We start from the raw sequence: 26,907 nt of genomic DNA, 5'->3' as shown, positions 1-26,907 counted from the left end.
AACGGATGAAAATTGCCTTAATCGCACATGACAAAAAGAAAAATGATATGGTTTCGTTTGCATACGCATATAAACCAATTTTTGAACAACATGAATTATTTGCAACAGGAACGACAGGGCTTCGCATTATGGAAGCGACTGGATTAGTTGTAACAAGATATCAATCTGGCCCTCTTGGTGGAGATCAAGAAATTGGTGCAATGATTGCAAAGAACGATTTAGATATGGTGATTTTCTTCCGCGATCCATTAACAGCACAGCCGCATGAACCGGATGTGAATGCATTACTTCGTTTATGTGATGTATATGCGATTCCACTTGCAACGAATATGGCAAGTGCTGAAATGTTAATGCACGCATTAGAGCGAGGAGATTTAGATTATCGTAAGTTAAGAAAATGAGGGGAACAATTATGAGTGGATTACATATATTAGCGTTTGGTGCTCATGCCGATGATGTTGAAATCGGCATGGCTGGTACCATCGCTAAATATACAAAGCAAGGGTATGAAGTAGGTATTTGTGATTTAACAGAAGCTGATCTTTCTTCAAATGGAACGATAGAGTTGAGAAAAGAAGAAGCGAAGGTCGCAGCTCGTATAATGGGAGTAAAAACGAGGCTGAATTTAGCGATGCCAGACCGTGGTTTGTATATGAAAGAAGAGTATATACGTGAAATTGTCAAGGTGATCCGTACATATAAACCAAAACTAGTTTTTGCGCCGTACTATGAAGATCGCCATCCAGATCATGCAAATTGTGCAAAGCTTGTGGAAGAGGCTATTTTTTCAGCAGGAATCCGTAAATATATGCCGGAACTTTCACCACATCGTGTGGAGTCTTTTTATAATTATATGATTAATGGTTTTCATAAACCTAATTTTTGTATAGATATAAGTGAGTACCTCTCTATAAAGGTGGAAGCATTAGAAGCGTATGAAAGTCAGTTTTCAACAGGTAGTGATGGTGTTAAGACACCGTTAACAGAAGGTTACGTTGAAACTGTGATTGCTCGTGAGAAGATGTTTGGAAAAGAAGTTGGAGTCTTGTATGCCGAGGGATTTATGAGTAAGAAACCGGTTTTATTACATGCTGATTTATTAGGGGGATGTAAATGAAATTAAAAATAGGTATTACATGTTATCCTTCTGTAGGTGGTTCTGGAGTTGTTGGAACAGAATTAGGAAAGCAATTGGCGGAACGTGGGCATGAAATTCACTTTATTACATCGGGTTTACCATTCCGGTTAAATAAAGTATATCCAAACATTTATTTTCATGAAGTGACGGTAAATCAATACTCTGTATTTCAATATCCACCATACGATTTAGCGTTAGCAAGTAAAATGGCCGAGGTTGCACAAAGAGAAAACTTAGACATTTTACATGTGCATTACGCAATACCACATGCAATTTGTGCATATTTAGCAAAACAAATGATCGGAGAGCGTATTAAAATTGTTACAACCTTACATGGAACAGATATTACTGTGTTAGGTTCCGACCCTTCGTTAAATAATTTAATTCGTTTTGGTATTGAGCAATCGGATGTTGTTACTGCTGTCTCGCATTCATTAATTAACGAAACACATGAGCTTGTAAAACCAAGTAAAGAAATTCAAACGGTATATAACTTTATAGACGAACGTGTATATTTCAAGCGTAATATGTCTCAATTAAAGAAAGAATATGGTATAAGTGAGAGTGAAAAAGTACTTATTCATATTTCGAATTTCCGTAAAGTGAAACGTGTGCAGGATGTTGTTCAGGCATTTGCTAAAATTGTTAAAGAAGTAGATGCGAAGTTGCTTCTTGTTGGAGACGGACCAGAATTCTGTACGATTTTACAGATAGTGAAGAATTTACATATTGAAGATCGCGTTTTATTCCTAGGGAAGCAAGATAATGTTGCAGAACTACTTGCGATGAGTGATTTAATGTTGCTTCTATCAGAGAAGGAAAGTTTTGGTCTTGTTTTATTAGAAGCAATGGCGTGTGGTGTACCTTGTATCGGAACACGGGTTGGAGGTATTCCAGAGGTTATTCAACACGGGGAAACAGGATATTTATGTGAAGTTGGCGATACAACAGGAGTGGCAAATCAAGCTATTCAGCTATTAAAGGACGAGGAACTTCACCGTAATATGGGAGAACGAGCAAGAGAAAGTGTTTATGAGCAATTTCGCTCAGAAAAAATTGTTTCACAATATGAAACGATTTACTATGACGTACTAAGGGATGACAAAAATGGAAAGATTTAAAAAAGCTAGTTCTATTATTGAGACATTAAAGCAACAAGGACATGAGGCTTACTTTGTTGGTGGGAGCGTACGAGATCTTATTATCGATAGGCCGATTGGAGATATTGATATTGCGACATCTGCTCTACCAGAAGAAGTGATGGCTATATTCCCAAGAAATGTTCCTGTTGGTCTTGAGCATGGAACTGTAATTGTTGTAGAAAATGGTGAGCCCTATGAGGTAACTACTTTTCGAACAGAAAGCGAATATGAAGATTTTCGAAGACCTAGTAGTGTTCAATTTGTTCGTTCATTAGAAGAGGATTTAAAACGTCGTGATTTCACGATGAATGCAATTGCTATGACAGAAGAAGGCAAAATGGTCGATTTATTTGCTGGACAGGAAGCCATTCAACAGAGAGAAATTGTGACAGTTGGAAATGCTGCGGATCGTTTTCAAGAAGATGCCCTGCGAATGATGCGTGGTATTCGGTTTGTAAGCACGTTAGGTTTTTCATTAGAAATGAAAACGAAGCAAGCGATTGAAACGTATGGGCATTTGCTAGAACATATAGCAATTGAGCGTATTACAGTAGAGTTTGAGAAACTGTTAACTGGTACATATTGTGTGAAAGGTCTCAAAGAATTAGTAGAGACGAAGCTATTTTCTCATTTGCCATATTTACAAATGTCAGAAGAGAGACTGTTAAAAGCTACGCAGTATAAATGGGATTCTTTCGAAACGGATATTGAGGCGTGGGCATTTTTCTTATATTGTATCGGAGAAGAACATCCATCTGTTTTTTTACGTCAATGGAAGTTTTCGAATAAAAAAATAAAAGATATTGTTGCAGTTTTATTGACAATCCGTACTAGAAAGGAGAAGGATTGGGATACAGTCCTTCTTTATAAAACGGGAATTCATATCGCTGAAATGGCAGAGAGAGTATATGAAGCGATGATTGAACGCTATGACCCTACATCTGTTGAACGAGTACAATCAATGTTTCATGCATTGCCAATCCAGGAGCGTCAAGAAATGAATGTGACTGGTAATGATTTATTAAACTGGGCAAACAAAAAGCCTGGTCCGTGGGTTGCTGAGATGCTTCAGAAAATCGAAGAAGCAATCGTACAAGGAAACGTAGTTAATGAGAAAGAGCGTATAAGGGAGTGGCTACAAGGATGCAATCTACTATAAGAAAGCAGTTATTGCAAGTTTTTTCTGAAGCGGATGGCGAGTTTGTATCCGGCCAAACAATTAGTGATAAACTTGGTTGTTCAAGAACTGCTGTGTGGAAACATATGGAGGATCTGCGGAGTGAGGGATATGAACTTGAAGCTGTGCGTCGATTAGGTTACCGAATTGCAAGTAAGCCAGACAAAGTGACCGCTAATGAAATTCAGTTAGGGCTACAAACGAAGCGGATTGGTAGAACAGTGTATTTTGAAGAAACTGTTGAATCAACGCAGCACATTGCAGCAAAACTTGCTTATGAAGGTGCAGAAGAAGGAACAGTCGTTGTAGCAGAAGAACAAACAGCGGGAAGAGGTCGTTTAAGCAGAAAATGGCATTCACCAAAAGGAACAGGGATTTGGATGAGTATTATTTTACGCCCATCAATCCCAGTTCATCATGCACCGCAACTTACTTTGTTAGCGGCCGTTAGTGTTGCACAGGCAATTGAAAAATGCACGGGTGTAAACGTAGGAATAAAATGGCCAAATGATATTTTAATTCAAGGTAAAAAGGCTGTAGGTATATTAACAGAAATGCAAGCGGATCCTGATAAAATTAATGCTGTCATTATGGGCATCGGTATTAATGCGAATCAAAAGCAAGAACATTTTGATGAAGAAATTCAGCACATTGCTACTTCATTAGCGATTGAATCAGGTAAGCCGATTGTTCGTGCAGAACTTATGCAACAAATCTATTTACAACTAGAAAAATTATATGAAGAGTATTTACAAAATGGTTTCTCTGTCATTAAAATTCTTTGGGAAAGTTACGCTGTGAGCATCGGGAAAGAAATTACCGCTCGAACGATGAGAGAGACAATTACGGGGTTAGCAAAAGGAATCACAGAGGATGGTGTATTACTTCTGGAGGATCATGAGGGGAAAGTACATCATATTCATTCTGCAGATATTGAAATTAAGTAAAAGAAGTTCCTCTTTTGGAACTTCTTTTTATTTCAATAGTTTTGAGTTGAATTTGTAACATGATAATAAATTTTTTTCATATTTAAAGTTCATTTCAAAATATCTTCCGCCTAGTTGGCAGGGCATGTTATTTGACGATTACTTTGCCTGCCATTCCTTTAAGAAGATGGTATCGACATATTAATTCATATGTACCAGTATTTTTAGGTTTCACGGTAATATGCTTTTCTTTTCCTGACTCGATTACGACGTCAATGCCGAGTTTTTTCACTGTAAAGGTGTGCTCGTTTTTACCTTTATTTTTCAATAGTAATGTTGTTGATCCTGCAAGCGGAATCGTGATAACATTTGGATTAAAGTAATCATCATTTAGTTCAACCTCAATCACTTTCGTTAAATCGGTGGGGGGTGTTACGACAGTAACTGAGGCAAATACATGGGAGGATCCTAAAGACATCCACCATACAATCATTACAAGCAAACTGCTGAATCGAAATAACCACCTGTTCATAGACATCTGCAATTCTCCTTTGTTAAGTACTTTCCTCAATTAACCTGCATCATTAGTTTAAGAGTTATACTATACAGTTAAATGGATTACAGAAAAAATTAACTTGGACTTTTTTAGCATGCGTTAAAAAAACATGTATCTTTTCAGGATTGAATTATCCATAAAAACTGTATAGTATATATACGCTCGTGTTAAATTTCATATACCGTAATAAGAATAAAAAATTATTTTTTCAAAAAAATGTAGTAATTCCTTTTTGTAGTTTGCTATAATTAGTTCGAATGTGGGCAGTATCAGAGCGAACTGCACCATGATTCGAAGTCATACGAAAAATAATAACTTGGATTCTGCCTTGATCCAATAACGGACTGGGACAGAGGGATGAATAATGCCGACTAACACACAACCCTTCTGCCCTTTTATGGTCAGAGGGGTTTTTTATATGATTTCGGCCATCTCCTCTCTCCTGCATAAAGGAGGAGTAGTTTTTGAAAACAAAAACAGATTTTTTGAAGATGAAAGAGCAAGGTGAGCCGATTACAATGCTAACGGCGTATGATTATCCATCTGCTAAATTAGCAGAAGAAGCTGAAGTTGATATGATTCTAGTTGGAGATTCTCTTGGAATGGTTGTACTCGGATACGATTCAACAGTACCTGTAACAGTAGAGGATATGATTCATCATACGAAAGCTGTACGCCGTGGAGCGAAAGAGACGTTTATTGTAACTGATATGCCATTTATGTCGTATCACGTATCATTACAAGAAACGATGGTGAATGCACGTCGCATCGTTCAAGAGAGCGGGGCACACGCACTGAAGGTAGAAGGTGCTGGAGAAGTTATATCGACGATTCAATATTTGACGAACGCAGGAATTCCGGTTGTAGCGCATTTAGGTTTAACCCCTCAATCTGTAGGAGTGTTGGGTGGATATAAAGTGCAAGGAAAAGATGCGGAGAGTGCAAAAAAATTAATAGAAGATGCAAAGAAATGTGAAGAAGCTGGTGCAATAGCGCTTGTGTTAGAATGTGTACCAATGCAGTTAGCAGAACTTATTTCAGAGCAACTAACAATACCAACAATTGGGATTGGTGCAGGACAAAAAGTAGATGGGCAAGTGCTTGTTTATCATGATCTTATCTCATACGGCGTAAATCGTGTTCCGAAATTTGTGAAGCAATATACGTCTGTTCAAGAGGAGATTGTGCGTGGGATTTCACAATATGTTACTGAAGTAAAGACAAGGCAATTTCCTGAAGAAAAACATTCGTTCACAATGAAAGAGGAAGAATGCTTAGCGTTATACGGAGGAAAACAATAATGAAAATCGTAACTACAGTGCAAGAGATGCAGCAAATTACGAGCGAACTTCGTGCAAGTGGAAAGAGTATTGGTTTTGTTCCAACAATGGGTTATTTACATGAAGGCCATGCTACTTTATTACGTAAGGCAAGAGAAGAAAATGAAATTGTAGTTTTAAGTGTATTTGTAAACCCACTACAATTTGGCCCAAATGAAGATTTAGATAGATATCCTCGTGATATTGATAGAGATGAAAATGTAGCAAAAGAAAACGGTGTAGATTATTTATTTTATCCGAGTGTAGAAGAAATGTATCCAGCAGAACAAACAACAACAGTAGAAGTTGTGAAGCGCACGGACGTATTATGCGGTCAACAAAGACCTGGTCATTTCGCTGGTGTTGCAACTGTACTGATGAAACTATTTAATATTACGGTGCCAACGCGTGCTTATTTCGGTATGAAAGATGCTCAACAAGTTGCAGTAATTGAAGGATTTGTAACTGATTTCAATATTCCAGTTACAATCGTACCAGTTGATATTGTAAGGGAAGAAGATGGTTTAGCGAAAAGTTCTCGTAACGTGTACCTATCACAAGATGAACGTGAAGAAGCTCTTCATTTATACCGCAGCCTATGTATAGCGAAAGAAAGAATTGAGGCAGGTGAACGTAATCCGGAAATCATTACAAATCTTGTGAAAGATTATATTGAGACGCATACGAAAGGCACTGTAGATTATGCGGATTTATATGCATATCCGTCATTAACAATGGTAGAGAAAGTCGAAGGAAGAATCATTTTAGCTATTGCAGTTAAGTTTGAAAATGTAAGATTAATTGACAATATAACATTAACGGTTAAATAAGGGGGAGCATCTATGTTTCGCACAATGATGAGAGCAAAGTTACATCGTGCAACTGTAACGGAGGCAAATTTAAATTATGTAGGTAGTATTACAATTGATGAAGACTTAATGGATGCAGTAAATATTGTAGAAAACGAAAAAGTCCAAATTGTAAATAATAATAATGGTGCTCGCTTAGAGACATACGTTATTAAAGGGGAACGCGGTAGTGGTGTTGTTTGTTTAAACGGTGCGGCGGCAAGACTTGTACAACCAGGGGACAAAGTAATTATTATTTGTTATGGGCTAGTTACGGAAGAAGAGATTCATACACAAGAACCAAAAATTGCAGTACTAGACGATAATAATCAAATTATTGAAATGTTAGGTGCTGAAAAAGCGGGTACGATATTATAAGTAGAAAGGCTATCTCCATTGCGGAGATAGCTTTTTTGTGCATCTTTTCATTAAGATGAGATAAAACGTGGTATAGTAACATTATATAAATTATTGTTGTTTGAAAGGTAAGAAATTGAGGTGTTACATATATGAGTAAGCGTTATGTCGTTGTTGATTTAGAGACGACAGGGAACTCCTGGAAAGATGGGAAGGATAAAATTACCCAAATTGCAGCTGTTGTAGTAGAAGATGGAGAGATATTGGAGATTTTTTCGTCTTTTGTTAATCCAAAGAGAGAGATCCCACCATTTATTACAGAATTAACAGGGATTGATGAAAGTCTTGTAAAACAAGCCCCGTTATTTCAAGATGTAGCCCCGATGATTGTTGAGCTATTACAAGGTGCGGCTTTCGTTGCGCATAATGTTCACTTTGATTGGAATTTTTTAAATGAAGAATTAAGGCAAGCTGGATATACAGAAATACATTGTCCGAAAATCGACACGGTTGAATTGGCTCAAATTCTTTTGCCGACAGCCGATAGTTATAAATTACGTGATTTAGCTAAGAAGCATGAACTAGAGCACGATCAACCACATCGTGCGGATAGTGATGCTCTTGCAACAGCGGAATTATTTTTACAATTTTTAAATGAAATTGAAAAGTTACCACTTGTCACGTTGCAATCGCTTTATGAATTAAGTGATGTGTTCCAAAGCGATATAGCTGATGTGCTTTCTGAAAATATTTTAAAGAAAGTAATGCACGGTAAAGAAGATATAGCGGAGTATGAAATACATCGAAATATTGCGCTGAAAAAGCGGAACTATTCCTTAAACCTTGGAGAAACGTGTTCATCAAAGTTTGATGCTTTCTTGAATAAAACGATGGATAAATTGGAATCACATATGCCAAAGTTTGAAAGAAGAGAAAGTCAACAACTGATGATGAAAGAGATATATACGGCGTTAAGAGATTCTCGTTTTTCACTAATTGAAGCCGGTACAGGAACAGGAAAGACTCTCGCTTATTTGCTTCCTAGTCTTTATTTTGCAAAGAGAAAAGAAGAACCTGTCATTATAAGTACACAAACGGTACAACTCCAACAACAAATATTAGAAAAAGAAATTCCGTTATTACAAAAAATAATGCCATTTTCATTTGAGGTAGCTCTTCTAAAAGGAAGAAAGCATTATTTATGCTTACATAAATTTGAGTATGCTTTGCAAGAGGAAGAAAAAAATTATGATATGGCACTTACAAAGGCGAAGATTTTAGTTTGGCTATTGCAAACTGAAACAGGTGATCGAGACGAATTAAATATTCCTGAGGGCGGAAAGTTACTTTGGAATCGTATTTGTAGCGATGCGTATAGTCCAGGCGGTATGCAAAGTAATTGGTTTAGTCGTTGTTTTTACCAGCGAGCGAAGAATAAAGCTTTATTTGCAGATATCGTTATTACAAATCATGCGTTATTATTTCAAGATTTTTCAAGTGAAGAACCGTTGTTTGCTTCATGCGAACATATTATTTTTGATGAAGCTCACCATATTGAAGAAGCCGCGAGTAGAACATTGGGTGAACAGTTCTCTTGTATGTATTTTCAATTGGTTATATCTCGTCTTGGGACACTAGAAACAGAAGATGTACTCTCCAAAGTATATAAAATGATGAAAAAATCAGAGCAAGCATCTCGTTCAACTTTCCGTATGATAAGTTATAGTTTGAAGGAACTTAAGTTTGATGCGGATGAACTCTTCCAAATGTTACGTACTTTTATATTTAAACAAACAAAGCAAGAGCAAGGAACGAATAATATGCCGCTCATCTATAGGTATAACGCAGAACTAGAAAAAGGTAAGTTGTGGGATAGTATCGTCGAATTAACAAATCGTCTTATATATGAATTAAGAAGGGTAGTAACTGCTCTTGAGAAGCAAGTGGATATATTGCAAAGTAAGTTAGAATGGGAGATGCATGTTGTAACAGGTGAATTTATGCATTTAATTGAGTTGCTGAGAAAGATGGCAGAATCATTACAGTTACTCGTATTAGAAAAGAATTCGTATGTAACTTGGATGGAGACTGAAACGAAAGGGACGATTCATTCAACAGTTCTATATGCACAGCCTGTTCATATTGGTGAAAGATTTGCTGATGAATTTTTAACAGAAAAAAAGAGTGTTATTTTTACATCCGCAACACTAACAGTTAACGATACGTTTGATTATATAAAAGAGGAACTTGGTTTACATGATTTCGCTCCAAATACTTTAAAGGTTCCGTCGCCATTTCGTTATGATGAACAGATGAAATTAATGGTGTCAACGGATGTACCTTTTATTAAGCAAGTAAGTAATGAGCGATATATTGAATCTGTATCGGAACATATTGCAAAGATAGCGAAAGCCACAAAAGGCAGAATGCTCGTTTTATTCACTTCGTATGAAATGTTAAAAGAAGCGTATGCGAATTTAAAAAATAATGATGAATTAGAGGGGTATTTATTACTGACCCAAAGTGTGAATAATAGAAGTCGAAGCCGCTTAATTCGAAAGTTTCAAGAATTCGACAAATCAATTTTATTAGGGACGAGCAGTTTCTGGGAAGGAATAGATATTCCAGGAGATGCCTTAAGTTGTCTTGTTATAGTCCGTCTACCATTTACACCTCCTCATCAGCCGATGATGGAAGCGAAAGGTGAGTGGCTAAAAAATCAAGGTGAAGATGTATTTGCTAAATTAGCGCTTCCACAAGCAATATTACGTTTCAAACAAGGATTCGGCCGCTTAATTCGAACGAATACAGATACAGGAACGGTAGTAGTGTTAGATCGTCGTTTGACGAGTTCTTCCTATGGAAAACGATTTCTACAATCGATTCCTAACGTACCTCTTTATGAAGGGCCATTAGAAGAATTGTTAGTACAATTAGAAGAACCACCAAATGAATAAAAATGGAAGAAAAATACGCCTGAAGTACTTATAAACTTCAGGCGTAAAAAATGTGGGTAGGAGGAATTTTATTTTTCTTACTTCTTGTATACAAAATGTGTTGGTTTTCGACTTGAAACCTTTTTTTGCTGTACATGTCCTGCTATAATAGATGGGTGATGAAGCAGGGGTTGTAAAGAATGTACTCTTATTGTAACCGCATTGCGTTCTTCTATAATTAGAAATTTTTGTGTAACGGAGGAGTTTTTTCATGGAGAAGAAAATCGAAGTACTATCAACGACGCGTATTAAATATTCGTCGGATTTGTATAAAATTGTTGATAGTTTAAATCGTACGTTAAAAGAGCAGGACCTCATGTTCGGACTAGCATTAGACGAAAAAGATAAAGAAACAGCTGTATTTACGATTTACAGAACGTAGTGATACAATGAAAAAGTGGATCTTTGCAATCATTATTGTTATCGTTGCTAGCGGAATATATGGGGCGTATGTTTATAATAAAGCGATGGGAAAGAAAATTCCAAAAGAGTCGAAATTTGTAGAAATTGCTAAAGAAAAAGCAAAGCTTACAAAGGTGAAATCTGTTGATTATTACAACGGAAAATCTGCATATATAGTCGTGCAAGGTACAGATGAAAAGGGAGAACAACTTATCGTTTGGGTGCCTGAGAAAAAAGGGGATACTGTAGTAAGGAAAAAGAGCGAAGGTATTTCTGAAAAAGAGGCTATACAAAGAACAATAGAGCAAGTCGGCAATGAAAGTAAGGAATCAAAAAGTAAGCCGAAAGAGATTATGAAAGTGAAATTAGGCTTTGAAAATGATGTACCACTATGGGAAGTTACATATATTGATGATGACAATCGTTATAGTTATTACTATCTTGAATTTAAAGATGGAAAATTTTTAAGACGATATAGCATTGAAAAATAGATGTAGGGGGAACTACAAATGAAATTAGCAAAGCGAGTAGCTGCTTTAACACCGTCTTCAACTTTAGAAATTACAGCAAAGGCACAAGCATTAAAAGCAGAGGGTCATGATGTAATTGCATTAGGGGCAGGGGAACCTGACTTTAATACACCAGAGCATATTATGGATGCTGCACATAAAGCGATGTTAGAAGGGCATACGAAGTATACACCAACAGGTGGATTACAATCGTTAAAACAAGAAATTGTGAAGAAATTTACTCGCGATCAAGGTATTGCGTATGATCCATCTGAAATTATTGTATGTAATGGTGCAAAGCATGCATTGTATACATTATTCCAAGTATTACTTGATGAGGGAGATGAAGTTATCATCCCAACTCCTTACTGGGTAAGCTATCCAGAGCAAGTAAAGCTTGCTGGCGGTAAGCCGGTTTATGTAGAAGGTTTAGAAGACAATGAGTACAAAATTACAGCAAAGCAGCTGCGTGAGGCAATTACAGAGAAAACGAAAGCAGTTATTATTAATTCACCGAGCAATCCAACAGGAATGATTTATAGCAAAGAAGAATTACAACAGCTTGGAGAAGTATGTTTAGAACATGATATTTTAATCGTTTCTGATGAGATTTATGAAAAATTAATTTATGGTGGCGTAGAATATACTTCAATTGCCCAGCTTTCTAATGCATTAAAAGAACAAACACTTATTATTAATGGTGTATCTAAATCTCATTCTATGACAGGATGGCGTATTGGATATGCTGCAGGAAATAAGCAGCTTATTAAAGCGATGACGAACTTAGCGAGTCATAGTACGTCAAACCCTACTTCAATCGCTCAATACGGCGCAATTGCGGCATATGCAGGCTCACAAGAACCTGTGGAAACAATGCGTCAAGCCTTTGAAGAGAGATTAAACATCATTTATGATAAATTAATTCAAATCCCTGGCTTTACTTGCATTAAACCGCAAGGTGCATTTTACTTATTCCCTAACGTAAAAGAAGCTGTAGCTTTATCAGGATATGCAACAGTTGATGATTGGGCAAAAGCTCTACTAGAAGAGGAAAAAGTGGCTCTTGTACCAGGTACAGGATTTGGTGCTCCAAATAATGTTCGCTTATCATATGCGACATCTCTTGAACAAGTAGAGAAAGCATTAGAGCGTATCCATACATTTATGAAAAGTAAAGTGCAAGCTTAATTTTATATTTCATTCATGTAATATAAAAAACCTCCCCATTAATAGGGAGGTTTTTTTGACGAATTGTGGCAAAAAGAAATAGCTAAAGGTGTGTTATACTAGAGAGCGAGGTGTTTGGTGATGAAAAAGAAAATGATGTTACAGTGGTTTGAGCAGGGAAGCATTGCAATTCCAAAATTACTTATGATGCATTATAAAAAATTAGGTTTAAATGAGACGGAATTTATGGTCGTACTTCATGTACACACATTTTTAGAATCAGGTAATTCGTTTCCGACTCCATCAGAGATTTCTGAACGGATGACGATAACGGAAATGAAATGTATGGAAGTAATTCAAGCATTGATTCAAAAAGGGTTTTTATCACTAGAAGGTGGACAAAGATCAGAAGCGATGATGTGCGAAAGTTATTCTTTACAACCGTTATGGGAAAAAATATTACATTTCTTAATGGATGAATCAATAGAGGAAGAGCAAAAAGAAAAAAAACAGCTGCAAGTAAATTTATATACAGTATTTGAAAAAGAATTTGGAAGACCACTTTCGCCGTTCGAATGTGAAACGTTAGGAATGTGGGAGGACCAAGATCAACATCATCCAAATTTAATTCAAGCGGCTCTTAGAGAAGCTGTAATGAGTGGAAAACTAAATTTCCGATATATTGATCGTATTTTATTTGAGTGGAAAAAGAATGGAATTAAAACGGTAGATCAGGCTCAAAATCAAGGTCAAAAATTTAGAGCGAATCAACAAAGAGCACAACAAATGACAAAACAAGAGACGAAATTTACTGGAAAAGTGCCTTTTTATAATTGGTTGGAGCAGTAATATAGGAGGAAGTATATGTTAAATAAAACGCAAATTCGCTATTGTTTAGACACAATGGCGGATATGTATCCAGAAGCACATTGTGAATTAATTCATGAGAATCCTTTTGAATTAGTAATCGCGGTGGCACTATCTGCACAATGTACAGATGCACTTGTAAATAAAGTGACGAAAAATTTATTTCAAAAATATAAAACACCAGAAGATTATTTAAGTGTATCTTTGGAAGAGTTACAACAAGATATACGTTCTATTGGGTTGTATAGAAATAAAGCAAAAAACATTCAAAAATTGTGTCAGATGTTGCTGGATGATTACAATGGAAAAGTTCCAGAAGACCGTGACGAGTTGACGAAATTACCAGGAGTAGGGAGAAAAACAGCAAATGTAGTTGTTTCGGTAGCGTATGGCATCCCGGCAATTGCTGTTGATACGCATGTAGAAAGAGTGAGTAAACGGTTAGCGATTTGTAGATGGAAAGATTCGGTGTTAGAAGTAGAAAAAACATTAATGAAGAAAGTACCGATGGACGAGTGGGGAGTTACACATCATCGTATGATTTTCTTTGGACGTTATCACTGCAAAGCACAACGACCGCAATGTGAGGAGTGCAGACTGTTAGAAGTATGTCGTGAAGGAAAGAAGCGAATGAAGGTGAAATAAAGGATGGAGCGAGTTATAGAAATACCGAAAGAATTTCACTGTTTACCATTTTTTAAAGAAAGTGTAAATTTAATTAAGTATCATACAGACAATTCTTTTGAAGAGATAATACAAAATACTTACTTTATATTTGATATTGAAAGACAGTATGAGCCGTGGAAGGAAATTGAAAACAGCATTCCAGCGATGTTGAATGTATGGAAAAATAAGCATGAAGACATTGCTATACTGTTTCGAAATAGAAATAAGCAAGAGGCTGAGGGACCAATGATTCTTTTTGCAGCTCACTTGTTATCGGTTGTCTACTGGCTAAATGAACAACCTGTTCATAGTTTGAATGAAATGCAAATAAATACGAATAAATTAAAAGTGCAACCTGTTAATTTTATGGAAAGATATTCATTCATTATAAAGAAACCGAGTAATTATCATTCTTATATTCAATTAGCGCAGTTGTATATCGAAATAGAAAAGCTGTATGTAAAGAAAATGATAACAAAAAAGAAGTCCGCTTCTCGTTAAGAGAAACGGACTTCTTTTTTTGTATATTAGGACTCTGTTGTAACAACAGCACCGTCTGCGTGAGGTGTATCTCCTCCGGTATTTTGGTGTTGCTGTTCTTGTTGTTTCTTAGCCTCTTCTTCAGCTTTTTTCTTGGCCTCTTCATCAGCTTTCTTCTTAGCTTCTTCATCAGCTTTTTTCTTAGCTTCTTCATCAGCTTTTCTTCTAGCTTCCTCATCAGCTTTCTTTTGAGCTTCTTCTTGCTGTTTACGTTGTTGTTCTTGCTGTTGTTCTTGTTGTTTCTTAGCCTCTTCTTCAGCCTTTTTCTTAGCTTCGTCTTGTTTTACTTTATCTTCATTAGCCTTTTTCTGGGCTTCTTCATCAGCTTTTTTCTTAGCTTCTTCATCGGCCTTTTTCTTAGCCTCTTCTTCAGCTTTTTTCGCATCTGGAGTTCCGCCAGGCGCAGTGAAGGATGCACCAACTGCTGGGCTTGTTCCAGTGCCTTTTTTTGCTACTACAGAGAAGCTGTAAGTAACACCTGGTTTAATACCACCAAGAGTAGCTGTCGTACCACTTATTGATAGGCTACCACTTGAACCATCAGTTGCTTTATAGCTGGCTGCATATGCATCGACTTCTGCTGGTCCAGACCAGTTTAGTGTAACTGTGCTAGCGCCATCAAAAGTGACATTCAGACCACTAGGGGCATCTACTTTAATTTGTTTAATTGCATCTTTTTTCGCACCTTTTACGTATAATTCTCCGTTTATTTCTTGTACAGAAGAAGGACGTTCAAAGCGAGATTTATCTGTAGCGAATTTGCTCATCATTACTTGGAACATTTGCTGTGCAATTTTAGTATAACGATCACTAATGTAGTTTTCTGGACCATTCTTTACGTAACCAGTCCATACAGCCATCGTATATTGTGGTGTATATCCAGCGAACCAGCTATCCCTGTTTGCATCAGCTGGAATGCCGTATTTCTTTAAATCTTTTGCATCAAAGTTTTGCGTTCCAGTTTTACCCGCTACGTCAACACCTGAAACATATGCTGTTGGTCCTGTACCACCAGAACCAGGTTTTACTACGTCACGAAGAACGTCAGTTACCATGTAAGCTGTATAGTCTTGCATAGCGCGTTGTTCTTTCGGTTTAAAGCTTTTCTTTTTCCCGTCCGGGAAGGTTACTTCTTTTACGAAGTGTGGTTTATTATAGTTACCACTATTACCGAAGGTTGCATATGCACCTGCTACTGCTAATGGAGAACTATCGTTACTACCAATTGCAGTAGATTCATGTACTCCATTTTCAAATGTCATGCCTAAACCTTCAGCAAACTCTTTTGATTTATTAAGTCCAACTGTTTGAGCTGTCTTTAAAGCCGGGATGTTTAATGACTTCTTCAATGCTTCACGAAGTGAAACGTCACCTTTAAAACTCCCTGTAGCATTTTTAATCTTTGTGCCATCCGAATAAGTATATTCAGAGTCATTTAATTGATGGTAAGTAGACCATTGAAGATTCTCAATCGCTGGACCGTAGTCGAAAATTGGTTTCATTGTTGAACCAACTTGGCGTTTTAAATCAGTTGCCATATTATGACCTTTGAAAGTGGACTTATTTTCTTTACGTCCAGCACCAATTGCTCGAACTTCTCCAGATTGTGTATCCATAAATACGAATGATCCTTGGAATTGATCGTTTGGATACTTAATAAGATTACCATCCATAATTTTTTCAGCGTAATCTTGAGCATCTTGATCAAGTGTTGTATGAATCGTTAAACCATCTGAACCGATATTTACATCAGGATATTCTTTTTCAACTTCTTTTACAACCGCATCTAAAAATGCTTGATACTTCATCTCAGTTACTTCTGAAGACGGTTGAAGGCCCTCAGTTACTGGGATCTTAACGGCGTTATTCATTTCTTCTTTTGTTATATAACCATGTCGATTCATTAATGATAATACGACATTACGACGATTTGTTGCTCGTTCAACATTTTCCTTTTTTGTTGGATCATAAATGTTTGGACCTTGGGGTAAACCAGCGAGCATAGCAGCTTCATGTAATTGCAAGTCTTTTAAATCTTTACCATAATATTTTTGCGCTGCTGTCGCAATACCGTATGAACGGTTACCTAAATTAATCTTATTTAAGTACATTTCTAAAATCTCATGTTTAGAGTATTGTTGCTCTAATTTGTAAGATAAGTACCATTCTTGTACTTTTCTTTTAGCAGTTTTGTCCATCGTTAGAAAGTAGTTTTTAACGACTTGCTGTGTAATCGTACTACCACCTTGGGAACCGAAACCACCAGTGACATTTTCCATAACTGCTTTTGTAGTTCGTTTAAAATCAATTCCATTATGATCATAGAAACGCGAATCCTCAGTTGCAAGGAATGCATTTTCAACTACTTTTGGAATTTGATCATAAGTAACGTGTGTTCGTTTTTCAGCACCGTATTCATAGAAGAAATTCCCGTTTTTATCAAGAAACTTTGTTGATAAAGGATTAACAAGTTTGGCTTTGTCTAATTTTGGAGCATCCTTTACCATAACAAAGAAAGCGGAAACGCCGGCTACAAGACCAACGATACCAAGAAGTAGACAACCTATAAGAAATTTCTTGAAAAAGGAGCCTTTTTTCTTTGGTTTTTCTTCTTTATGTGTTTTTTTCTCTTGATTTTTCACATGATTTCGTTCTGTACGAGAACGATAATTATCTGACATTATACTTTCTCCTACCTTTCATTCTCTCCCCCAAAAGTCGAAAAAAGAGCCTTAGTGATGACTCTATCACGAAAAATAAACCATGTCTAGTACACGGATATAGTCAATCCGAGGGTGATAACCGCATGATAATAAGGATCCATGCTCTTCTATTTCTTCTTTCGTAATCGACTTGCGTCCACCAGTATTTTGACGATTCCAAAATGCAATAATATGTTTTGCATCTAGTAAATAAAATTCATCAAAAAGTGTAAATTTAATAATAACAAATGCAATTCCATTATGAGCAACCACTTGCTTCATATGTTCAATTTGATGAAGGTGGAAGTTTTGAAGTGGGAAACTAGTTTTATTTTTTGTTTCCTTTGCTTCAAAATCGATGTATTTCCCTTTGTATACACCGTTGTAATCTGTTGTAGAAGGTTGTTTAAAATACGCTTCTTTTACCACTGCAGCACTTCGAGCGGGGTAATCTACTTTTACAATTTGAAGAGGTGTAGGCTTTTTATGTACACATGCAATATTATGGGTTAAGTAATATTGATTTGTTTCATTCAATTCCTCTTCAAGGGACATACCTCTATTACTATAAGTATGTGTTTTTATAGGTGTTTTTTGAGGTTGTGAAGCTTGATTATACCTTTTTCCATTTGGGTAACGAATGGTCATAGTGTGTCCACCCCCAACTTGCTAAGAATTACTTACAAAGGTGATTATATCAAAAAATGAAAAAAGATGTGACCTTTTTGATGAAAGGTATGATGACTTATTTATGTTTACATGGAATGATTATATGAAAATGAAACAAAATCGAGAAAAAAATTTTTGTACAGAGGAAGAAAAAGCAATTATTCACAATATTAAAAAGAAAACAGAAATAGCTAATGTGGACAATATTTCTCGGACACAATCTTATCAAGAATATTATTTAAGAAATAGTGAAATCAGGTGGGCCTTTTTAGCGAGTATGGTTTCGAGAAATGCGGGCTGGAATATGACTGATTTAGAAGGGAGATATTATGCTACTGTTTTACCTAGAACGGTAAAAAAACATTTATTTATTCTGTACGAACAGGCTAATTGGATTATTTTTTTAGATGCATTTCCTCAGCTATTATTGTATGAGGAAAGTAAGAAGAGACGTGCACCTCTCTTTCATTTGTTGCAATATTTCAACGTATCAATTTTTATGGAAAAAGAATGGTTACTTTTCTGGGAAAGAAGGGATATGAATAGGCTTATGACAGCGCTTATTATAAATGAACAAAATAAAATTCAAAAACCAGTCATTGAGAACACATATTTTAAAAAACATGTATTCCATACTGCACTTTTTAAAGTACAAGAAAGACTTCATATTAGTGCAGTTATCTTCCCAACAATTGAAGGGAGAATGTATGGATTTTCGGTTTATCAATTTGAAACGTTACAACAGCGCATAGAACTAGGAAAAAAATTAGCATGGTTATTGTTTCATCCAATTTATAATGGTTCGTTTTATAAGTTTGCATTGCAAACTACACATACTGGGTCTAGGGAAGATTATGAAGTTTACGCAAAGGAAACTCGAAAGTCTTATACGCCAACACTTAGAGATATTTATCCTGTTATTTTACATGAAGAAATAAAAATGAGAGATTGGTTTTGTGCAAATATGAAAATGAATGTGCTATTTGTACCTGAAGAACCTAAAGGGGAAGTTAATATAACAGAATGGTATAGAAGAAAGAGAGAACAAATCTATAGGCTATCTATCGCAAATCGTTTTGCTAAAAGGATGGATGAGTTCATGATATAATAAAAAAGAAGTCCCGTCTTCCATTTTGAAGACGGGACTTCTTAATTTGAAACAATCCTGCTATGTGTGCTACAACTTTAATCTCAAAACGTAATGCTAGTAGGAGATTAAGGGTGACTTGAAATTTAACTGTTCGTAATAAAGTCTCGCTTTATGTAGCAGGGAAGTTTGGACCATCTAGCTTTGGATTGCCAGTCTCGGGTTTATTTTGTTGTTTGTTTTGGTTTTTCTTTTTTTCATTTTTGTTCTTTGCCATTGTAATACACCTCCTTTTTGTATTGTTACCATTTCTATAAATGACATACGAAATGATTTCTTTGACGAATAACAACTAGTTTTGTCATGTGGGCAGGAGTGGTGAATCATTCGGCGAAATTACATGACAAAGGAAAAGCAAAGAAGGAGGCGTTTTGTATATGGCGATGGTTCAGAAGGAAGATGTAATGAAAAAAATGGATCAAATGTTAAGTTCTCTCGATTTGCTGGAAATGAATATAGGGATTAGAATGAATCATGCATTAAAGGATGCGAGTGAAAAAATATGCAATAAGATAGAAATAACAGAAATGCATATTGAACATATGGAAAATAAATTAGTGCATCACGAAGAGAAAGGGAATTGGGTAAAGACATTTCAAAACGTCGTAGTGAGTGCATAATAAGGTGGGAAAGAAATGAAGAATGAAGCATTAATACAGTCTTCAGAAAAACTCATGCAGTATAATAATGAAGCGAATGTAAAAAAAAGAGAACTAACCGAATACGACTTTTATAAGGATATGAAACCGTTTGTAGATAGGGTAGATGAGGAATTAAAGAAGTGGAAAGAATTAGCTTATAAGTGGATTAAAGAAGAAAAGCCAAAATATATACATGTACAGCAAATTGATCAAGTATATGATAATTTACAAACGAATGTGTTGCAATGCTTTGTAAATAAAGGTAAAGGTAAACGATTCTTTGAAACACACCAAGCCATTTCGTATACTTTGCAAAATATAGTTGAGCAATGTAAATAACAAGAGGGAGAGCCCTCTTGTTATTTTTATGCTTCTGTCATTGTTGTAGGTTTTGTTGCGCCGTTTATTTCTAATTCTTTTATTAATGTTCGATAATCTGAAATGCATATTTTTCCTTCGAGATACCAATGTCTCGCAAAGTCTAATAATTCATTTGCATTCTCTGTGCAATACCCCTTTTTTTGAGAAAACGCTTGTTTTAAATCCCCTAATACCATGTTGATTCCTCCCCCATGAGAATCTTCTTCTTCATTATCATAGCATGGAAGGGTTTTCTTTTTTAATTTTTTAAAAATTTAAACTTCCGACAAAAATAGACAGATACTCCATCACACATATTATTTTATAGGTACATATTATATATGTAGAAACTTATGTGAAGGAGGAGAGAATGCATGTTTCAACAACCTAACTTATATCAGCAAACGAATCCATATGCACAGCAAAATATGTACCAATATAATACGGATACATATTTACGGTATAATATGTATCCTTTCGAGCCTTATTATGGAAATCAAAATTATTATCAACCGTTTGAAGTGTCCTTTATGAATCAAGCTCAACAACCACAACAGCAGCAACCTTATGTGAATCAAGCTCAACAACCACAACAGCAGCAGCAACCTTATGTGAATCAAGCTCAACAATCACAAGCTCAGCAACCATACATGAATCAACCACAGCAGCAGCCTTATATGAATTCGCAATATTATATGCCACCACCATCTCCGTATGCTAATCAACAAGCGATGTTTTATCCACCAAAACAACCGTACCCGACGCAGGGTAAGCAAAAGCAACAACAGCCAAGTCAGTTTTCTAGTTTTGTTTCTCAATTTAAAACATCAGATGGTAACTATGATGTAAATAAAATGATGAATACAGCTGGACAAATGATGAATGCGATGAATCAAGTGACAGGTATTGTAAAGCAAGTTGGAGGCTTTTTTGGTAAGTGATGTTGAAGGATTGTCTATAAAAACAATGTAAATGAAATAAAGGACTAGACAAATTTCCTTGTAATAAATGGGTATATATAACAAACGGCTTTCTCTCTTTTCTCATACTGTAAAGTGTAATCAGATTTTTTTAACGAGAGAGGAGAGAAAAAACTATGCATCATTGTCATCCTTGCTTTGGAGGGCATAAGCCTACAGGACCTATTTGTACGACTGCTCCTGTCATTCATCCGACGAAACAATGCGTAACACACTCTTTTTCAACAACGGTGGTGCCACACATTTTCCCAACACATACAACACATGTACATCATCAACAAATTAAAAACCAAAACTTCTTCCCGCAAACAAATTCAAATGTAAATGTTGTGGACCCAATCGACCCAGGATTCGGTGGCGGATGTGGACCGTGTGGCCATGGTCATCATCATCATCACCACGGTCATCAAATATCTCCATTTGGGCCAGGACCGAATGTATCACCGTTTGGACCAGGACCAAATGTATCACCGTTTTTACCAAACAATGTATCACCAGTAGGTCCAAATATCGGACCAAACGTTGGTGGAATATTTAAAAAGTAAATGATATGTTAGAACTAGCGAAATGCTAGTTCTTTTTTTGTAATTGGAGTGTTGATATGAAAGTTATTGCAGTAACAGGATATAAGCCATTTGAACTTGGAATATTTAAAAATGATCATCCAGGAGTGGAGTGTATAAAGAAAGCATTACACCGTAAATTAATCACTTTTGTAGAAGATGGTTTAGAATGGGTTATAATAAGCGGCCAATTAGGTGTAGAATTATGGGCTGCTGAAGTTGTTTTTGAAATGCAAGTAGAATATCCTGATTTAAAATTAGCGGTATTCACTCCGTTTTTAGAACAAGAAGAAAATTGGAAAGAAGATAATCGTGAATATTACGAATTTATTCTTTCTCAAGCAGACCATGTTGATAGTATCACGAAACGGAAGTATGAAAGCCCAGAGCAATTTAAATTAAAAAATCAATTTTTTATTGAAAAAAGTGATGCGCTTTTAGCGGTATACGATGAAGAAAAACCAGGAAGTCCCAAATATATTGTAGAATCAGCAAAGAAAAAAGGAGAAATAGAAAATTATCACAGTTATTTCATTCTTTTTTCTGATTTACAAGATATAATAGAAGAGGAACAGTGGAATAATGCAGAGTAATATGTAATATAGTACTCGTATATATGATTGACAAAAAGCATTGTTTCTGAAAAAATTTAGTTAATGAAAGTTTTGGTAAAAATTTGAGGTGAAGAAAATGATTTCGGATAAAATTAAATTAACAGCGAAAGATATTTTAGAAAAAGAATTTAAAACAGGTATGAGAGGTTATCAGCAAGAAGAAGTAGACAAGTTTCTTGATATGATCATTAAAGACTATGAAGCTTTCCACAAAGAGTTTGAGCAATTAAAGCAACAAAATGCTCGTTTAAAGCGTGAATTAGAGGAACAAAAACTAGCAGTAACGCAAGTTCCACAACAACCTGTACAAACACCAGTTGCACAACCGGTTTATAACAACACGAATACGGATATTTTAAAACGCTTATCTAACTTAGAAAAAGCTGTATTTGGAAGTAAGTTATACGAATGATGTAAGGTGGGAAAAGGTTTAAGCATTTTACATAGAAAAAAACGTTGCAAAATCTTTTTGTTTCCACTATACTAATGGATGTCATAACGTTTGGGTAATCGCTGCAACGCCAACGTTGTAGAGGAAAGTCCATGCTCGCACGGCCTGAGATGGCTGTAGTGTTCGTGCCTAGCCAATTCATAAGCTAGGGTATTCTGGCTGTAAGGCTGGTTTAACGGCAGGGAAAAAACCTAAGTCCTTTCGGATATGGTTTGACTACCTTTAAAGTGCCACAGTGACGAAGTCCTTGAAGAAATGATAGGAGTGGAACGAGGTAAACCCCACGAGCGAGAAACCCAAATAATGGTAGGGGAATCTTTTCCAAGGAAATGAACGACGGGAAAGGACAGGTTTTATAACCTGTAGATAGATGATTGCCACCGGAGTACGAGGCGTGGGCCGTTTGTAGTACAAAGGAACAGAACATGGCTTACAGAACGTTATGAACCAACTATGAAATAACTCAGCTCTCCTTTGTTAGAGGAGGGCTTTTTATTTGTATGAAGTTATAAAGTATGAGTTAAAATGGTTAATGAGAAAATTTTTCGTAAAATGTAATAATTAATAGGACCAATTGCTATTAATTATTGTTTGAATATACATAAGAGGTGAATGCAAATGGGAAAAGTTACTTTAATTGCAACAGCGGCAATGGGTATTGAAGCGTTAGTTGCCCGAGAAGTTCGCGATCTTGGTTATGAATGTCAAGTAGAAAACAGCAAAGTAACATTTGAAGCAGATGAAAAGGCGATTTGTCGTACGAACTTATGGTTACGTACTGCGGACCGTGTAAAAATTAAAGTTGGCGAATTTAAAGCAACGACATTTGATGAGCTATTTGAAAAAACAAAAGCATTAAACTGGGGAGATTATATTCCAGAGAATGGTGAATTCCCTGTTATCGGTAAATCTTTAAAATCTGAATTATTCAGTGTTTCGGATTGCCAACGTATCGTTAAAAAAGCTGTCGTTGAAAAATTAAAAACAACATATAAACGTACAACTTGGTTTGAAGAAGATGGTCCGTTATTCCGTATCGAGATTGCAATGCTCAAGGATATTGCAACATTAACAATTGATGCGAGCGGTGTTGGGCTTCATAAACGTGGATACCGTATGGATCAAGGGGAAGCTCCGTTAAAAGAAACATTAGCTGCGTCTTTAATTAAATTAACAAACTGGAAGCCAGATCGTCCATTTGTTGATCCATTCTGTGGATCAGGTACAATTCCGATTGAAGCAGCATTAATTGGACAAAACATTGCACCAGGATTTAACCGTGGTTTCGCATCTGACGAGTGGGGCTGGGTAGGTAAACAAAACTGGCGTGAAGCTCGTCAAGAAGCTGAAGATTTAGCGAACTATGATCAACGATTACAAATCATTGGATCAGATATTGATCATCGTATGATTCGAGTTGCTCAAGATAACGCAGAAGAAGTAGGCTTAGGCGATTTAATTACATTTAAACAAATGCAAGTAAAAGATTTCACAACAAAAGAGGATTATGGCTACGTTGTAACGAATCCTCCATACGGAGAACGTTTAAGTGAAAAAGCACTCGTTGAACAACTGTATAAAGAAATGGGACAAGTATTCCGCCCATTAGATACATGGTCAGCGTATGTATTAACAAGCTACGAAGCATTTGAGAAGTGTTACGGAAAAGATGCGTCGAAGAAGCGTAAGCTGTTTAACGGATTTATCCGTACAGATTACTACCAATACTTCGGAAAACGTCCACCACGTAATTCATAGTATAAAACTCCTCTAGCGCGCATATACTGGCTATTATGTAATGCGTAAAGGAGGAAGTCATATGGATAATTTTCAATTATCAATGATTCAAAAAGCTATTCACCGTACGTATGATGAGCTCGGAAAAGAAGTGGATAGTCAAGGTGCGATTGTAGATGAAATACAAAAAGCACAAGAAGAATATTTGTCAGCTCTTTCACATGAAACAGCGATTGATAAACGGTACTTAAAGTCATTAATATAGAAGAAAATTTTCCTTTTTCGAAAGGAAAATTTTTTTTCGTGAATTTCTATGTATTGCAACAGGGGAAAGTGGCTGCACACATATGCGTAGCAGTTGCTATTATCTTTTTATAGAAAAACTTTTTGGTTGGAGGCTAAGGATGTTTACTGAGAAGAGATTACCATTTGAAGTAGGAAAACAAGATAATTTTTATGATAAGTTGAATGAGTGGATTGGAGATGTGTTTTACGACATCCTTCCGGAAAAAGGATTTGAAGAGCGTGATGAACAAATTTTTATGGCGTTTCAGTTAGAACGCGCTTTCCAAGAAAAGAAAGTTATGTTCGCAGAAGCTGGTGTAGGAACAGGGAAAACAATTGTATATCTTCTATATGCAATTTGTTACGCGCGTTATACTGGAAAACCAGCTATTATTGCTTGTGCAGATGAAACGTTAATTGAGCAGCTTGTGAAAGAAGAAGGGGACATCGCTAAGTTATCTGAAGCATTAGGGCTATCTGTTGATGTAAGGCTTGCAAAATCAATGGATAATTATTTATGCTTACGTAAACTTGAAGATGTTATGAGTGGACGAGCTCCAGAAGTAATTGAAGACGTATATTACGAGTTACCACAGTTTGTATTCGATCATGGTACGATGCAAAACTTTACTCACTATGGTGACAGAAAAGAATTTCCACTTTTAAATGACGAAGAATGGTCAAAAGTAAATTGGGATTACTTCCAAGATTGCTTTACTTGTGATTCTCGTCATCGTTGTGGACAAACTCTTTCTCGTGAACATTATCGTAAAGCAGCAGATTTAATTATTTGTTCTCAAGATTTCTATATGGATCATATTTGGACGTACGATGCTCGTAAGCGTGAAGGGCAAATTCCATTATTACCAGAAAGTAGCTGCGTTGTATTCGATGAAGGACATCTTGTAGAATATGCAGCTCAAAAAGCTTTAACATACCGTTTAAAGCAAACGATGATGGAGCAACTATTAACGAGATTGCTACAAAACGATATTCGTGAGGAGTTTGCACATTTAGTAGAAGAAACAATTTGGCAAACTGAACGATTCTTTGATGTGTTACAAGAGAATAAAAAGGAAATTGCCGGTTCTGATCGTCTAGAAATTACTGTGACAGAAAAAGTAACAGCTGAAGCGAAACGACTTTATGCAAAAATCGGTGAAGTTGGAGATGCATTAGTATTCGAAAGTGAAATGCATACAGTAAACACGTATGATTTAAATATTGTTGATGAGCATTTAGATGTATTAGAACATTCACTTCGTCTGTTCATGCACGAGAAAAATGTAATTACTTGGGGTGAAGAAGGTGATGGTGCCTTCACGTTAGTTATTATGCCGCGTGCAGTTGAAGAAGTGTTACAAGAGAAAGTATTCTCGAAGAAAATACCGTATATTTTCTCTTCTGCGACATTATCGAACAACGATTCATTCGCTTTCACAGCTAATAGCCTAGGGGTAAAAGATTACTTGTCATTCTCAGTTGCTTCACCGTTTGATTACGAAGAGCAAATGACAGTAAACTTACTATCACATACGAAAGAAAATGAATGGGAAAGAAAGTGTCAATATACACTTGAAAATATACAAAAAACAAATGGACGTACGCTTGTATTATTCCGTACAACGCAAGAGCTTGCAGCGTTCAAAGAGTATGTAAGTAAAGAGCAAATGTCGGTTCCGTTCTTATATGAAGGAGATCAGGAAATTAGCCAGCTCGTTTCTCGTTTCCAAAATGAAGAAGAGACTGTACTTTGTGCGGTTCATTTATGGGAAGGTTTAGATATTCCTGGTTCATCATTATCGCACGTTATTATTTGGTCTTTACCATTCCCTCCAAACGATCCTGTGTTTGAAGCGAAACGTAAGCACGTAAATGATCCATTCTGGGATGTAGATGTACCATATATGATTTTACGACTTCGTCAAGGAATTGGGCGTTTAATTCGTACAAGTGAAGATAAAGGTGCTATATCAATTTTCTTATCTGATTCAGAAGATGAGAAAGTAGTTGCAGCTGTGAAAAATGTACTGCCAGTAGAAGGTAAAGAATTATAAGGAGAAAGCTTGGCGCTTGCCAAGCTTTTTTTCTATTATAAAAGGAATTTATGTTTCTGTGTCGAATTAAACTTGAGGTAGAAAAAGGAGG

At 36.1% G+C, this 26,907-nt stretch carries 30 protein-coding genes and 1 other RNA gene; 26 read left to right on the top strand and 5 right to left on the bottom strand.

Annotation, left to right across the window (positions count from 1 at the left end; translation table 11 throughout):
• Positions 1-5 precede the first annotated feature (5 nt).
• Genes mgsA through ACTFSL_RS01505 form a run of 5 tightly spaced genes read left to right on the top strand, consistent with a single transcriptional unit; the run spans position 6 to position 4,404 of the window.
• Positions 6-401, top strand: coding sequence for a methylglyoxal synthase (gene mgsA, locus ACTFSL_RS01525; protein ID WP_000684765.1), 396 nt, complete (start codon positions 6-8; stop codon positions 399-401).
• Between the two features lie 11 nt (positions 402-412).
• Positions 413-1,117, top strand: coding sequence for a bacillithiol biosynthesis deacetylase BshB1 (gene bshB1, locus ACTFSL_RS01520; RefSeq protein ID WP_000015673.1), 705 nt, complete (start codon positions 413-415; stop codon positions 1,115-1,117).
• A complete protein-coding gene (gene bshA, locus ACTFSL_RS01515; RefSeq protein ID WP_000768305.1) occupies positions 1,114-2,259 on the top strand; it encodes an N-acetyl-alpha-D-glucosaminyl L-malate synthase BshA in 1,146 nt (381 codons plus the stop codon). Before bshB1 ends, bshA begins: the two co-directional genes overlap by 4 nt.
• Entirely contained in the window at positions 2,246-3,439 is a 1,194-nt protein-coding gene (locus tag ACTFSL_RS01510; RefSeq protein ID WP_000439321.1) for a CCA tRNA nucleotidyltransferase, read from the top strand. The genes bshA and ACTFSL_RS01510 overlap by 14 nt, the downstream gene beginning before the upstream one ends.
• Positions 3,424-4,404, top strand: coding sequence for a biotin--[acetyl-CoA-carboxylase] ligase (locus ACTFSL_RS01505; RefSeq protein ID WP_001192063.1), 981 nt, complete (start codon positions 3,424-3,426; stop codon positions 4,402-4,404). Before ACTFSL_RS01510 ends, ACTFSL_RS01505 begins: the two co-directional genes overlap by 16 nt.
• A 127-nt stretch (positions 4,405-4,531) precedes the next feature.
• On the opposite strand, the gene ACTFSL_RS01500 is transcribed toward ACTFSL_RS01505, so the two are convergent.
• Complete coding sequence (locus tag ACTFSL_RS01500) at positions 4,532-4,921, bottom strand: cupredoxin domain-containing protein (RefSeq protein ID WP_119683159.1); 390 nt, start codon at positions 4,919-4,921, stop codon at positions 4,532-4,534.
• Positions 4,922-5,403: 482 nt separating this feature from the next.
• On the opposite strand from ACTFSL_RS01500, the gene panB reads away from it, so the two are divergent.
• The 10 genes from panB (at position 5,404) to ACTFSL_RS01450 (ending at position 14,571) form a co-directional block, all read left to right on the top strand.
• Entirely contained in the window at positions 5,404-6,240 is an 837-nt protein-coding gene (panB, locus tag ACTFSL_RS01495) for a 3-methyl-2-oxobutanoate hydroxymethyltransferase (RefSeq protein ID WP_000851108.1), read from the top strand.
• A complete protein-coding gene (gene panC / locus ACTFSL_RS01490; RefSeq protein ID WP_000707025.1) occupies positions 6,240-7,088 on the top strand; it encodes a pantoate--beta-alanine ligase in 849 nt (282 codons plus the stop codon). The genes panB and panC overlap by 1 nt, the downstream gene beginning before the upstream one ends.
• A gap of 12 nt (positions 7,089-7,100) precedes the next feature.
• Positions 7,101-7,484 (top strand): aspartate 1-decarboxylase, encoded by a 384-nt coding sequence (gene panD / locus ACTFSL_RS01485; protein WP_000490184.1) that lies wholly within the window; start codon positions 7,101-7,103, stop codon positions 7,482-7,484.
• A gap of 131 nt (positions 7,485-7,615) precedes the next feature.
• A complete protein-coding gene (dinG, locus tag ACTFSL_RS01480; protein WP_119683160.1) occupies positions 7,616-10,420 on the top strand; it encodes an ATP-dependent DNA helicase DinG in 2,805 nt (934 codons plus the stop codon).
• 250 nt (positions 10,421-10,670) lie between these two features.
• Positions 10,671-10,841, top strand: a complete 171-nt coding sequence (locus tag ACTFSL_RS01475) for a YpmA family protein (protein WP_000412179.1) — start codon at positions 10,671-10,673, stop codon at positions 10,839-10,841.
• Positions 10,842-10,848: 7 nt separating this feature from the next.
• Complete coding sequence (locus ACTFSL_RS01470; protein ID WP_000758739.1) at positions 10,849-11,352, top strand: cell wall elongation regulator TseB-like domain-containing protein; 504 nt, start codon at positions 10,849-10,851, stop codon at positions 11,350-11,352.
• A gap of 18 nt (positions 11,353-11,370) precedes the next feature.
• Positions 11,371-12,558 carry an aspartate transaminase AspB gene (gene aspB / locus ACTFSL_RS01465; protein WP_000761560.1) on the top strand — a complete coding sequence of 396 codons (1,188 nt, stop codon included), beginning with the start codon at positions 11,371-11,373 and terminating at the stop codon, positions 12,556-12,558.
• Between the two features lie 120 nt (positions 12,559-12,678).
• Positions 12,679-13,386 carry a DNA replication protein DnaD gene (gene dnaD, locus ACTFSL_RS01460; protein WP_000728542.1) on the top strand — a complete coding sequence of 236 codons (708 nt, stop codon included), beginning with the start codon at positions 12,679-12,681 and terminating at the stop codon, positions 13,384-13,386.
• A gap of 15 nt (positions 13,387-13,401) precedes the next feature.
• Positions 13,402-14,049: an endonuclease III gene (nth, locus tag ACTFSL_RS01455; protein ID WP_000933030.1), complete on the top strand. Its 648-nt coding sequence runs from the start codon at positions 13,402-13,404 to the stop codon at positions 14,047-14,049.
• Positions 14,050-14,052: 3 nt separating this feature from the next.
• Positions 14,053-14,571 (top strand): YpoC family protein, encoded by a 519-nt coding sequence (locus ACTFSL_RS01450; RefSeq protein WP_000442650.1) that lies wholly within the window; start codon positions 14,053-14,055, stop codon positions 14,569-14,571.
• A 26-nt stretch (positions 14,572-14,597) separates the two neighbouring features.
• Here the strand turns inward: ACTFSL_RS01450 and ACTFSL_RS01445 are convergent, their stop codons facing one another.
• Both ACTFSL_RS01445 and recU read right to left on the bottom strand, forming a co-directional pair.
• The gene (locus ACTFSL_RS01445; protein ID WP_119683161.1) at positions 14,598-17,291 is read right to left on the bottom strand and encodes a PBP1A family penicillin-binding protein; all 2,694 of its coding nucleotides are present in this window, start codon (positions 17,289-17,291) and stop codon (positions 14,598-14,600) included.
• 66 nt (positions 17,292-17,357) lie between these two features.
• A complete protein-coding gene (gene recU / locus ACTFSL_RS01440; protein ID WP_000155598.1) occupies positions 17,358-17,960 on the bottom strand; it encodes a Holliday junction resolvase RecU in 603 nt (200 codons plus the stop codon).
• Between the two features lie 103 nt (positions 17,961-18,063).
• On the opposite strand from recU, the gene ACTFSL_RS01435 reads away from it, so the two are divergent.
• Positions 18,064-19,089, top strand: a complete 1,026-nt coding sequence (locus ACTFSL_RS01435) for a DUF2515 domain-containing protein (protein ID WP_000495658.1) — start codon at positions 18,064-18,066, stop codon at positions 19,087-19,089.
• A 151-nt stretch (positions 19,090-19,240) separates the two neighbouring features.
• On the opposite strand, the gene ACTFSL_RS01430 is transcribed toward ACTFSL_RS01435, so the two are convergent.
• Positions 19,241-19,420, bottom strand: coding sequence for a hypothetical protein (locus ACTFSL_RS01430; protein WP_001987054.1), 180 nt, complete (start codon positions 19,418-19,420; stop codon positions 19,241-19,243).
• Positions 19,421-19,505: 85 nt separating this feature from the next.
• On the opposite strand from ACTFSL_RS01430, the gene ACTFSL_RS01425 reads away from it, so the two are divergent.
• Positions 19,506-19,748 carry a hypothetical protein gene (locus tag ACTFSL_RS01425; protein ID WP_001252036.1) on the top strand — a complete coding sequence of 81 codons (243 nt, stop codon included), beginning with the start codon at positions 19,506-19,508 and terminating at the stop codon, positions 19,746-19,748.
• Positions 19,749-19,763: 15 nt separating this feature from the next.
• Positions 19,764-20,108 (top strand): YppE family protein, encoded by a 345-nt coding sequence (locus ACTFSL_RS01420; protein ID WP_017673007.1) that lies wholly within the window; start codon positions 19,764-19,766, stop codon positions 20,106-20,108.
• Positions 20,109-20,134: 26 nt separating this feature from the next.
• Here ACTFSL_RS01420 and ACTFSL_RS01415 read toward each other — a convergent pair whose 3' ends face one another.
• Entirely contained in the window at positions 20,135-20,326 is a 192-nt protein-coding gene (locus tag ACTFSL_RS01415; RefSeq protein WP_000242652.1) for a YppF family protein, read from the bottom strand.
• A gap of 177 nt (positions 20,327-20,503) precedes the next feature.
• Here ACTFSL_RS01415 and ACTFSL_RS01410 point away from each other — a divergent pair, with 177 nt between their 5' ends.
• The 8 genes from ACTFSL_RS01410 (at position 20,504) to ACTFSL_RS01375 (ending at position 26,816) form a co-directional block, all read left to right on the top strand.
• Positions 20,504-21,070: a YppG family protein gene (locus tag ACTFSL_RS01410; RefSeq protein ID WP_000487608.1), complete on the top strand. Its 567-nt coding sequence runs from the start codon at positions 20,504-20,506 to the stop codon at positions 21,068-21,070.
• A gap of 155 nt (positions 21,071-21,225) precedes the next feature.
• Positions 21,226-21,654 (top strand): CotD family spore coat protein, encoded by a 429-nt coding sequence (locus ACTFSL_RS01405; protein ID WP_000546270.1) that lies wholly within the window; start codon positions 21,226-21,228, stop codon positions 21,652-21,654.
• 56 nt (positions 21,655-21,710) lie between these two features.
• Entirely contained in the window at positions 21,711-22,265 is a 555-nt protein-coding gene (locus ACTFSL_RS01400; RefSeq protein WP_000862908.1) for a DUF1273 domain-containing protein, read from the top strand.
• A gap of 97 nt (positions 22,266-22,362) precedes the next feature.
• Complete coding sequence (gene gpsB / locus ACTFSL_RS01395; RefSeq protein ID WP_000622431.1) at positions 22,363-22,698, top strand: cell division regulator GpsB; 336 nt, start codon at positions 22,363-22,365, stop codon at positions 22,696-22,698.
• Positions 22,699-22,784: 86 nt separating this feature from the next.
• Positions 22,785-23,175: RNase P RNA component class B (gene rnpB / locus ACTFSL_RS01390), an RNA gene on the top strand.
• Between the two features lie 180 nt (positions 23,176-23,355).
• Positions 23,356-24,495, top strand: coding sequence for a THUMP domain-containing class I SAM-dependent RNA methyltransferase (locus ACTFSL_RS01385; RefSeq protein ID WP_000521224.1), 1,140 nt, complete (start codon positions 23,356-23,358; stop codon positions 24,493-24,495).
• Between the two features lie 61 nt (positions 24,496-24,556).
• Complete coding sequence (locus ACTFSL_RS01380; RefSeq protein WP_000368570.1) at positions 24,557-24,739, top strand: DUF3921 domain-containing protein; 183 nt, start codon at positions 24,557-24,559, stop codon at positions 24,737-24,739.
• 139 nt (positions 24,740-24,878) lie between these two features.
• Positions 24,879-26,816, top strand: coding sequence for an ATP-dependent DNA helicase (locus ACTFSL_RS01375; protein WP_000493709.1), 1,938 nt, complete (start codon positions 24,879-24,881; stop codon positions 26,814-26,816).
• The last annotated feature ends 91 nt before the right edge of the window (positions 26,817-26,907 follow it).

It is taken from the genome of Bacillus cereus group sp. MYBK108-1 (assembly GCF_051917185.1).
Classification (GTDB): domain Bacteria; phylum Bacillota; class Bacilli; order Bacillales; family Bacillaceae_G; genus Bacillus_A; species Bacillus_A cereus.
This window is presented reverse-complemented; position numbering and strand designations above follow the sequence as displayed.

Bases quoted from the DNA above. Each gene is read 5' to 3' on its own strand.
- mgsA (WP_000684765.1), top strand. From the start codon at position 6: ATGAAAATTGCCTTAATCGCACATGACAAAAAGAAAAATGATATGGTT.
- bshB1 (WP_000015673.1), top strand. From the start codon at position 413: ATGAGTGGATTACATATATTAGCGTTTGGTGCTCATGCCGATGATGTT.
- bshA (WP_000768305.1), top strand. From the start codon at position 1,114: ATGAAATTAAAAATAGGTATTACATGTTATCCTTCTGTAGGTGGTTCT.
- ACTFSL_RS01510 (WP_000439321.1), top strand. From the start codon at position 2,246: ATGGAAAGATTTAAAAAAGCTAGTTCTATTATTGAGACATTAAAGCAA.
- ACTFSL_RS01505 (WP_001192063.1), top strand. From the start codon at position 3,424: ATGCAATCTACTATAAGAAAGCAGTTATTGCAAGTTTTTTCTGAAGCG.
- ACTFSL_RS01500 (WP_119683159.1), bottom strand. From the start codon at position 4,921: ATGTCTATGAACAGGTGGTTATTTCGATTCAGCAGTTTGCTTGTAATG.
- panC (WP_000707025.1), top strand. From the start codon at position 6,240: ATGAAAATCGTAACTACAGTGCAAGAGATGCAGCAAATTACGAGCGAA.
- panD (WP_000490184.1), top strand. From the start codon at position 7,101: ATGTTTCGCACAATGATGAGAGCAAAGTTACATCGTGCAACTGTAACG.
- dinG (WP_119683160.1), top strand. From the start codon at position 7,616: ATGAGTAAGCGTTATGTCGTTGTTGATTTAGAGACGACAGGGAACTCC.
- ACTFSL_RS01475 (WP_000412179.1), top strand. From the start codon at position 10,671: ATGGAGAAGAAAATCGAAGTACTATCAACGACGCGTATTAAATATTCG.
- ACTFSL_RS01470 (WP_000758739.1), top strand. From the start codon at position 10,849: ATGAAAAAGTGGATCTTTGCAATCATTATTGTTATCGTTGCTAGCGGA.
- aspB (WP_000761560.1), top strand. From the start codon at position 11,371: ATGAAATTAGCAAAGCGAGTAGCTGCTTTAACACCGTCTTCAACTTTA.
- dnaD (WP_000728542.1), top strand. From the start codon at position 12,679: ATGAAAAAGAAAATGATGTTACAGTGGTTTGAGCAGGGAAGCATTGCA.
- nth (WP_000933030.1), top strand. From the start codon at position 13,402: ATGTTAAATAAAACGCAAATTCGCTATTGTTTAGACACAATGGCGGAT.
- ACTFSL_RS01450 (WP_000442650.1), top strand. From the start codon at position 14,053: ATGGAGCGAGTTATAGAAATACCGAAAGAATTTCACTGTTTACCATTT.
- ACTFSL_RS01445 (WP_119683161.1), bottom strand. From the start codon at position 17,291: ATGTCAGATAATTATCGTTCTCGTACAGAACGAAATCATGTGAAAAAT.
- recU (WP_000155598.1), bottom strand. From the start codon at position 17,960: ATGACCATTCGTTACCCAAATGGAAAAAGGTATAATCAAGCTTCACAA.
- ACTFSL_RS01435 (WP_000495658.1), top strand. From the start codon at position 18,064: ATGTTTACATGGAATGATTATATGAAAATGAAACAAAATCGAGAAAAA.
- ACTFSL_RS01425 (WP_001252036.1), top strand. From the start codon at position 19,506: ATGGCGATGGTTCAGAAGGAAGATGTAATGAAAAAAATGGATCAAATG.
- ACTFSL_RS01420 (WP_017673007.1), top strand. From the start codon at position 19,764: ATGAAGAATGAAGCATTAATACAGTCTTCAGAAAAACTCATGCAGTAT.
- ACTFSL_RS01415 (WP_000242652.1), bottom strand. From the start codon at position 20,326: ATGGTATTAGGGGATTTAAAACAAGCGTTTTCTCAAAAAAAGGGGTAT.
- ACTFSL_RS01410 (WP_000487608.1), top strand. From the start codon at position 20,504: ATGTTTCAACAACCTAACTTATATCAGCAAACGAATCCATATGCACAG.
- ACTFSL_RS01405 (WP_000546270.1), top strand. From the start codon at position 21,226: ATGCATCATTGTCATCCTTGCTTTGGAGGGCATAAGCCTACAGGACCT.
- ACTFSL_RS01400 (WP_000862908.1), top strand. From the start codon at position 21,711: ATGAAAGTTATTGCAGTAACAGGATATAAGCCATTTGAACTTGGAATA.
- gpsB (WP_000622431.1), top strand. From the start codon at position 22,363: ATGATTTCGGATAAAATTAAATTAACAGCGAAAGATATTTTAGAAAAA.
- ACTFSL_RS01385 (WP_000521224.1), top strand. From the start codon at position 23,356: ATGGGAAAAGTTACTTTAATTGCAACAGCGGCAATGGGTATTGAAGCG.
- ACTFSL_RS01380 (WP_000368570.1), top strand. From the start codon at position 24,557: ATGGATAATTTTCAATTATCAATGATTCAAAAAGCTATTCACCGTACG.
- ACTFSL_RS01375 (WP_000493709.1), top strand. From the start codon at position 24,879: ATGTTTACTGAGAAGAGATTACCATTTGAAGTAGGAAAACAAGATAAT.